The sequence below is a fragment of the Micromonospora sp. NPDC007230 genome (genome assembly GCF_042869115.1).
Lineage (GTDB): Bacteria > Actinomycetota > Actinomycetes > Mycobacteriales > Micromonosporaceae > Micromonospora.
Map to the genome: position 1 here is coordinate 139,505 of NZ_JBIAFE010000021.1, position 7,306 is coordinate 146,810.

The 7,306-nt window shown below is 66.2% G+C and carries 9 protein-coding genes and 1 pseudogene; 7 read left to right on the forward strand and 3 right to left on the reverse strand.

Features of this window, described 5'->3' with window-relative positions:
* Positions 1-99: 99 nt before the first annotated feature.
* From ACFYML_RS26460 to ACFYML_RS26475, 4 genes are read left to right on the forward strand one after another with little or no spacing between them, the layout of a single operon-like run.
* Positions 100-393: an acyl carrier protein gene (locus tag ACFYML_RS26460; protein ID WP_387423212.1), complete on the forward strand. Its 294-nt coding sequence runs from the start codon at positions 100-102 to the stop codon at positions 391-393.
* Entirely contained in the window at positions 390-815 is a 426-nt protein-coding gene (locus ACFYML_RS26465; protein ID WP_387423214.1) for a helix-turn-helix domain-containing protein, read from the forward strand. The genes ACFYML_RS26460 and ACFYML_RS26465 overlap by 4 nt, the downstream gene beginning before the upstream one ends.
* Complete coding sequence (locus ACFYML_RS26470; protein ID WP_387423215.1) at positions 812-1,756, forward strand: ImmA/IrrE family metallo-endopeptidase; 945 nt, start codon at positions 812-814, stop codon at positions 1,754-1,756. Before ACFYML_RS26465 ends, ACFYML_RS26470 begins: the two co-directional genes overlap by 4 nt.
* Positions 1,747-2,520 carry a hypothetical protein gene (locus tag ACFYML_RS26475; RefSeq protein WP_387423216.1) on the forward strand — a complete coding sequence of 258 codons (774 nt, stop codon included), beginning with the start codon at positions 1,747-1,749 and terminating at the stop codon, positions 2,518-2,520. Before ACFYML_RS26470 ends, ACFYML_RS26475 begins: the two co-directional genes overlap by 10 nt.
* Before the next feature lie 20 nt (positions 2,521-2,540).
* On the opposite strand, the gene ACFYML_RS26480 is transcribed toward ACFYML_RS26475, so the two are convergent.
* Both ACFYML_RS26480 and ACFYML_RS26485 read right to left on the reverse strand, forming a co-directional pair.
* Positions 2,541-2,801, reverse strand: a complete 261-nt coding sequence (locus ACFYML_RS26480; protein WP_387423217.1) for a hypothetical protein — start codon at positions 2,799-2,801, stop codon at positions 2,541-2,543.
* Between the two features lie 37 nt (positions 2,802-2,838).
* Positions 2,839-3,882, reverse strand: coding sequence for a nucleotide kinase domain-containing protein (locus ACFYML_RS26485; RefSeq protein WP_387423218.1), 1,044 nt, complete (start codon positions 3,880-3,882; stop codon positions 2,839-2,841).
* A 51-nt stretch (positions 3,883-3,933) separates the two neighbouring features.
* Between ACFYML_RS26485 and ACFYML_RS26490 the strand changes: the two genes are divergently transcribed.
* The 3 genes from ACFYML_RS26490 to ACFYML_RS26500 all read left to right on the forward strand — a co-directional run bounded on the left by ACFYML_RS26490 (position 3,934) and on the right by ACFYML_RS26500 (position 6,728).
* Positions 3,934-4,227 carry a hypothetical protein gene (locus tag ACFYML_RS26490; RefSeq protein WP_387423219.1) on the forward strand — a complete coding sequence of 98 codons (294 nt, stop codon included), beginning with the start codon at positions 3,934-3,936 and terminating at the stop codon, positions 4,225-4,227.
* Positions 4,228-4,426: 199 nt separating this feature from the next.
* On the forward strand, positions 4,427-5,140 hold the full coding sequence (locus ACFYML_RS26495) for a hypothetical protein (protein ID WP_387423220.1): 714 nt from the start codon (positions 4,427-4,429) through the stop codon (positions 5,138-5,140).
* 301 nt (positions 5,141-5,441) lie between these two features.
* Positions 5,442-6,728, forward strand: coding sequence for an IS701 family transposase (locus ACFYML_RS26500; RefSeq protein WP_387423225.1), 1,287 nt, complete (start codon positions 5,442-5,444; stop codon positions 6,726-6,728).
* Between the two features lie 494 nt (positions 6,729-7,222).
* Here ACFYML_RS26500 and ACFYML_RS26505 read toward each other — a convergent pair.
* A pseudogene (locus ACFYML_RS26505) lies at positions 7,223-7,306 on the reverse strand (transposase); the annotation flags it as partial.

The following is a 7,306-nucleotide window of genomic DNA, read 5'->3' on the forward strand; positions in this document are numbered from 1 at the left end:
TATCCCGACAACTTGCTCGCTCTTGATTGACTGTCCCACAGGGAATGTCGTAGAGTCCAGCAGTACGACGGATTTTCCGACAAGCCAGCGGAGCGAGTGATGCCGAGCCTGACCAATGCCACAGTGGAGGCGGTCGTCGACGTGGTCGTGCGTCTACTCGCAGACGAGCGCGGTGAGTCCGAGGCGGATGTGCGCGACGAGCTGGTGGAGGGTGGCTGGGAACTGCCGATCGACTCTCTGCGTCTCGTCGAGATCCTGGTTCGGTTGGAGCAGGAACTCGGGGTCGAGGTCCCCGCTGACGTCGACTCGGCTCGGTCGATGCGCTCTGTGCGGGCCTTCGCGGAGGTCGTACTAGCTGCCTGCACCACCGGCGACAGGAGCCCAACATCATGATCACTACGCCCGATCCCGAGGCCGGCCGTCTCGGTGAGTCGACCTTTCTGAGTGATCGGCTGAAGAAGACCCGCGAGTACCTCAACTTTTCGCAGCAGTGGGTATCGGAGCGAACGGGCATTCCGCGTTCCGCAATTAGCGAGATCGAGCGGGGCGCTCGGCGGGTCGACAGCCTGGAGCTGAAGAAGCTGGCCAGGCTGTACCGCTACCCGGTCAGCTACTTCCTCGACGAGGACCTCGACGCCATCCCCGCCGAGCACGCGGTAGCCGGGCTGCCCCGCCGGCTGACCAACCTCAAGCCGGAGGACCTCAATCAGGTGATGAGGTTCGCCCAGTTCCTGGAGATGTCCTACCAGTCGGACGCCGAGGCTGACGCCCACGACGACCATCCCGTACCGGACCGCCGAGGAGCATCGTCGTGAACTGGCTGATGGCCCACCGGGTCGCCGGCATCGCCGCAGCCAATCTGCGCCGCCGCCTCGACCTGCCCGAGGACCGCTACGTCGATGTGTTCGCCGCGCTGAAGCGGTGTGGCCTCATGGTCTCCGGCCAGGATATGCCCACCTTGTTCGGCATGTACTTCCCGCCAGGGCCGAATCGGCACGGTGGCATCTTCCTCAACAGCACCATGGGCGAGGCAACGATCCGGCACACCGCCGCGCACGAACTCGGCCACGCGGAGCTGGGACACGGGCGGTGCCTCGCCGACGGCCGTGACCCGTTCAGCACGACCCCGCCGCAGCAGTGGCCGGACGAGGAGAAGCAGGCGGAGGCATTCGCGGCGTGGTTCCTGATGCCGATCCGGGCGGTCAAAACGACCTTGACCCGGCTGGGCCTGGATGTTCCGCGCGAGGCCATGGACGTCTACCAGATGTCGCTGCACCTGGGCACGTCGTATCGCGGGACACTGCGGCACGTCCAGCACCTCAGGATGGTGACGCCGGGAGTCGCGAGGGGCTGGGCAGCCGTTCAGCCGGCGCGATTGCGCGCCCGCCTTGGCGGACAGGGCGCCAATCGTGTCTGGGAATTGAGCGGCCTGACCGAAGGTAGTCTTCTGCCGGTTGAGCAGGGCGACCGTCTCGTCGTGCGGGCTCCATGGCTGGGTGACAGCCCAGAGTTCACCGGTCTGGACGGGGTGACCATGCTCGCCGAGCCACATGCCGTCTCCCCCGGCGACGGCGTCGAGTTTGACATCACCGGATGCATTGACAGCGAGTCGGTGCTGACGGTGAGGTCAGGGGATCGGCGGGAGGCCTGGTCGGTCACCCTGATGCCCACGCCCGACGACCATCGCGGGCTCATCGCCAGTGCGCGGACTCAGTCTCGGGTCGGACCGATGAGCGGAGCGCGACGATGGGCATGATCAGCGTTGAGGCGTCCAACGTGTCCACCGCGTGGCTGTCCGTCGCGGGCCGCCTTGACAGTGAGCCGAAGCGGAAGGCGATCCACGCTGTGGTCCGGATCGCCGACCCGGTGGCTGAGACACCTGGGGTGCGGGAGGCCATGGACGACCTGTTGGCAGCTCAGAAGCTCCAGAGCGTGGACACGGTCGCTAACACGATCTTTCCCGCCGCGATCGCCTCCTCCAGCCGCGACCACGCGGAGCTCGTGGACCGCTACGTGAGGATGTACGCGTTCCTGCGGAAGCGCTACTCGCAGAACAGGCGCGGCACCTATTTCGGCCGATTGATCCAATACCCGGCCGGTGACAAGCCGTTCGACCAAATCGGCGCTGTCATCACCCGCATCGGCATCGAACGTGATGGCGGCAACCCCAAGCAGGCGCGCTACGAGACTGTCCTGGCCGTTCCCGACGACGCGGCCACGAACGCGCCGGTCTACATCCCTGGCCGGGACAACAACGCGATGGCGTTCCCGTGCTTGAGTCACTGTTCGTTCCAGCTGGACACGGAGGGCCACGTACACCTGCTGGCGACGTACCGCAGCCAATACGTGGTACAGCGCGGCTACGGCAACTATCTTGGGCTCGGTCGGCTGCTTGCCCACGTTGCAGGGCAGACAGGCCTGCGGGTCGGCCACCTGACCGTGGTGGCGGGCCTCGCGCATCTGGAGTCGCCGATCGTGCCAGTGCGCCGGATGCTGGCTCGCTTCACCGAAGTGCCATAGAGCTTGACGGCGGGGTGCGGTTACCGCGTCTGGTGGGCCTGGGCAGCGGCTAGGGCGCGGGTGACGGCGGGGTTGTCGAGCACAGTGAGGCATTCATCCGCATAGGCCGAGAACCCGGCCAAGGTGTTGGCCAGTTGAGGGTCGGCACTGAGGTCGATGTGACTGCTCTCGATGTGCAGGTCACGGTGTATGCGGGCGCCGAGCTGGTCCAGCGCGGTGGCCAGGACAGTCACAGCGTCCGCGTACGCCACGTCGCCGCCGGTCTGCGGGTCTAGGGACATGGGGCGCTCCTCGGGTAGGCGGTGGATGATGGGGTGATCATTCCGTGGGGGACGCCGCGGTCGGCAGGCGGTCGTTGATGCCCCACTTCGGGGGGAACCACGCCGTTAGTGGCGCGGTATCCTGGCGGTAGTTCTGCTTGATGTTGGTTCGGCCGCTGATGCCGGCGATGTCTGGGTGTGCGACGCGGGCATACTTGTCGACCTCGCAGAACAGGTTTTGGCAGTCGATCAGTTGGAGGCGACGGCCCCCCAGGGTGGGAAACGACAGTCCCAGTCGCGAGAAGTGCTGCTCCTGCGTGTCGGCAACGTAGCGGATGATGTCGGCCTCGATCCCGTCCGCGGCCGTGCCGAAGCACTTGCGGATACCGTCGCGGGCGCCAGGCCCCGGTACGACGAACTCCATTTCGTCGAAGGTGAGCGCGGCAGCGTAGTTGAGGTCGATCGCGAACTGGTAGGCCAGGAAGTTCCCGAACGCGGGGAACGACCGGAGTATCTCGAACACCTGGCGCAGACCTCGGGCGTCAGCGATCCTGGAGGGCGTCGACGCCTCCATCATCATTTCAATGAGGCGCAGGTGGTTGCGATGCTTCCGCGCCTCACCCAGCTTCGGTGGCGGGATCACGTAGGCGGCGGAGTAGAGCCTTTCCCCGGCCGCGAGCGCCTCGCTCAACACGGGATCCAGGGCCTCGAACCGGTACCCACTCCAGGTCGGCGTGCCCAGTGCGGTGCACAGTCGGTGCCAGGTCGACGAGCGGTTGAACAGCTTGAACAACACGGTCCGGAAAAAGACCTCGCTCCAGGTCTGATCGCCGCGGTAGATGACGTCGCGGATCAGGTGCTGACTGACCCGATCAGCAGCGCGGTAGCAGTTGGTGAACCGGTAGTGCGCAAGGATCGGATCCTCGGTCCACGGGCGACGCGCTCCACGTAGGCGGGCGATGTAGATCCGTTGCCGGGCCTCCGCAAACCTCCAGTAGGTGTCGAAGACCGGTGTCGGCGTCAAACGCCGACCCGCAACCGCGATAGCCCCACGCCGGGCTATCGAGCCGCCCACCGCCTGATCGACTATCGCTCCGAGCATGTACCTACTATATATTAGTTATTCATCTGGCGATAGAGGGGCGGGTGGGGCGTGGGCCTGTTGAAGGATTCGCAGCGCCGCACGACCTCTGTCCAGTGGCCCGCCGAGGTCGACGCCCACCTCGACCTTCTTGTCCGGCTAGCCGCAGCTGAAGGGATTCCGATCAGCCGTGCCCAGATGCTGTCGGCGCTCGTGGCGAACGCGAGCCTGAGCGGCCCGGCGGTGGCGAAGTTAGCTCGCCGGTACCTCGGCCAACTCAAGGTCGGGGATCTGGCTCGCGCGGCGCAACCCGATGATCTTCCGGAGGTACGCCACCGCGGCAGACAACGCGCCCACCCGACCTAGGCAAACCGGCTTGGGGCGGTAGTCCAGCCACAAGCGTCCGGCACCATCCCCGCAGCTCAGCCGGGCCAGTGCCTAGCCGCACCCTGACACGAGGGATGATGGCTAGTTGAGCCCAGAGCCGCTAGGCCGGCTGCGGATGAACGGGTGTGGCAACCCCAGTAGGCTCAGCGCGAAGCAGTGAGTTACCGGGGAAGACGCGTTGGAGGCGCTCAATCAGAAGGGCGCGGTGTTGGTGGGTGACGAGGAGCGGCTGCTTGCGGTCGTCACCGCCGCCGACGTGAACAGCTACCTCTGGACCGCGGCAAGGCAGTTCATGATCGTGCGCGACGTCGAGCTGGCGACGCGCTACCTGGCTCAGCGGGCGTGCGCCACCGAGGACGAGCTTCGCGCGCTTGTCGCCGCCGCTCGACCCACAGACGCGAACGGCAACCCGGCCGAGCGCTTGGAGGATCTGACCTTCGGCGAGTTGATTTCCGTCATCAACAGTCCCGAGCGTTTCGGCCGGGTTTTCAGCCGCACCTTCGGTAGTAGTCGGGAGCTGGTCTTCTCCATGCTTGAACCCGTGCGGGATGTCCGCAACAAGGTCTTTCACTTCCGTGATGCGGTGACGCCGGATGAGGTTGACCTTGTCATGAACGCCCGTGTGTGGCTGCAGCGCAGGGTCAGGATGGTGCAATTACTGCTGGCGCACCTGCTCACGCCCTGCTCGCCGAGCGGTTGGATCGCGTCCGCAACACGCGCCACATCGTGCTGCGGGCACCTGCCGCGTCCGGTATCACGCAGACCCTGGCGGATGTTATCGCGCGCACCGCTACGTCCGGCTTCGTCCTGGTTGTGTCGTCGCGTCGCGAGCTACTCAAGCAATGGGCCGTCGTGCTCAGGAGCCACGGCGTCACTCCGGTACGCCTTCTAAACCCTGACCTCGCCTTGGAACTTGCCAGCCTGTCGCCGACCGAGCCTCGTCACGGGGTTCTCCTCACCACCACGCTAGACGTCCGCCGCGGTCCCGTACGGCTCGCGCTGCAATCGCTACCCCTGGCCTTGTTCCTTCTCGATGCCCTTCCTAGTACGGCGGCCGCCGTTTGAGATGTCGCTGGTCGCGAGGGGTGGATGCGGGGCGGCCACCGCGTGATCGTCTGTACGTTGTGGACATAACTTCAGATCTGGCGGTGGCCGCGTGCCACAGCGTAAACCCTGTTGAGTGGGAGCGGGTTTTGGGCGGGGTGTGCGGCTCGTTCGCGGGTCGGTTCGGGCGGGTCGAGCCGCGTCGGACGGCGGCGGCGTTCGTGGCGGGGCTGTTGTCGGATGTCGAGGTCAAGACGTGTTGGCAGTTGGCGGAGCAGGCCGGATATGCCCGGCCGGATGCGATGCAGCGGCTGTTGTATCGGGCGGTGTGGGACGCCGACGCCGTCCGTGACGATCTGCGGACGGTGATCGTCGACCGGTTCGGTGCCCCGGACGCGGTGTTGGTCGTCGACGAGACCGGTGATCTGAAGAAGGGCGTTCACTCGGTCGGGGTGCAACGCCAGTACACCGGCACTGCCGGCAGGATCGAAAACGCGCAGGTCGGGGTGTTCCTCGGCTACGCCGGCCGGGACGGGCACACCCTGATCGACCGCAGGGTTTACCTGCCGGTGTCGTGGACTGAGGACCGGGGCCGCTGTCAGGGCGCTGGTGTTCCGGACGAGGTCGAGTTCGCCACGAAGTCCGAGTTGGCCGCCGACATGATCACCGCAGCGGTCGATGCCGGCGTGCCGGTGGCGTGGGCCGCCGCGGACGAGGCCTACGGCAATAGCAGCGTCTTCCGCGCCCACCTCCGTGAACACCGGCTGGGCTATGTCCTGGCCGTGTCCCGCAGTCACCTGGTGCCCCTCGACGGCGGCAAGGTCAAGGTTCGTGCCGACCGGGTCGCCGCCGACCTACCCGCTTCGGCGTGGCAGCGCCGCAGCGCAGGGGCCGGGTCGAAAGGGCCCCGCTTCTACGACTGGGCCTGGCTGGATCAGGTCACCACGGACGCCGATCCCGACGACGGTGGCCGGCACAGCCTCCTGATCCGCCGCAACACTTCCACCGGGGAGTTGGCCTTCTACCGGTGTTGGGCCCCTCAGCCGGCCACCCTCGCCCAGCTCGTGCGGGTTGCAGGGATCCGTTGGACCGTCGAGGAAGCCTTCCAGGCCGCCAAGAGTCAGGTCGGCCTGGACCAGCACCAGGTCCGCCGGTGGGACTCCTGGCACCGGTTCACCACCCTCGCCCTGGCCGCCCTCGCCGTCCTGGCGATCTGCGCCGCCGATGCCGCCGCAGGCGACACCGACGACTCGGAGGACACCGGGCTGATCAAGCTGACGGTTAACGAAGTCCGCCGTCTGATCAACACCTTCATCATCCGCCCGATCAGCGACCTCGCTCACCGTTTGCACTGGTCACAGTGGCGACGCCGGCATCAAGCCCGAGCCCGACGATCCCACTACACCCGACGCCTCAACCTCGAACTCCAGCCATGATTCCGAACGGCGGCTGCCGTACTAGGCCCGACAGCGCCGTGCTGCCCGCCGTCATCAGCATCGCCGACCGGGCTCGTCAGACAATCGTGGCCGACCGCGGGCCACACGAGGGTATGCCCTCATGGCTCCACCATCCCGCGCTGGTCCAACTCACCTTGGCCGAGGCCATCAACATGAGCGGTAATCGGCACGTCAGTCCAGAAGACTACGTAGTGACGCTCGGCCCCGCCGAGCGCTCGGTCTTTCAGCAGGCGGCGATGTTGCTGAACAAGCGACATGGCATCCGCAGCCGGCCCGCTCTGCACTCGGCGTTAATGCAGCTAATCAGTGGAGGGCAGGAAGCGAGCCGAGACGACCTAGGCCGCGTGGATCTGGCCTGGAGCCTTGTTGATTCTCTCGAAGGCCTCGGCCCAGACCCACGGCTGGCCGCAATGACAGAGGTGGTACTGCACAGGCGTCAGTTCGGCCCCATCATCGTGGTGACTAGTGCCCCGTCATGCAGCCTTGAACGGGTAATCCGGGTGGCGGATCTTGGATCCCGTGGCGAATGCGGTTTTGGGTTTGGCGCGTTGGTTGCG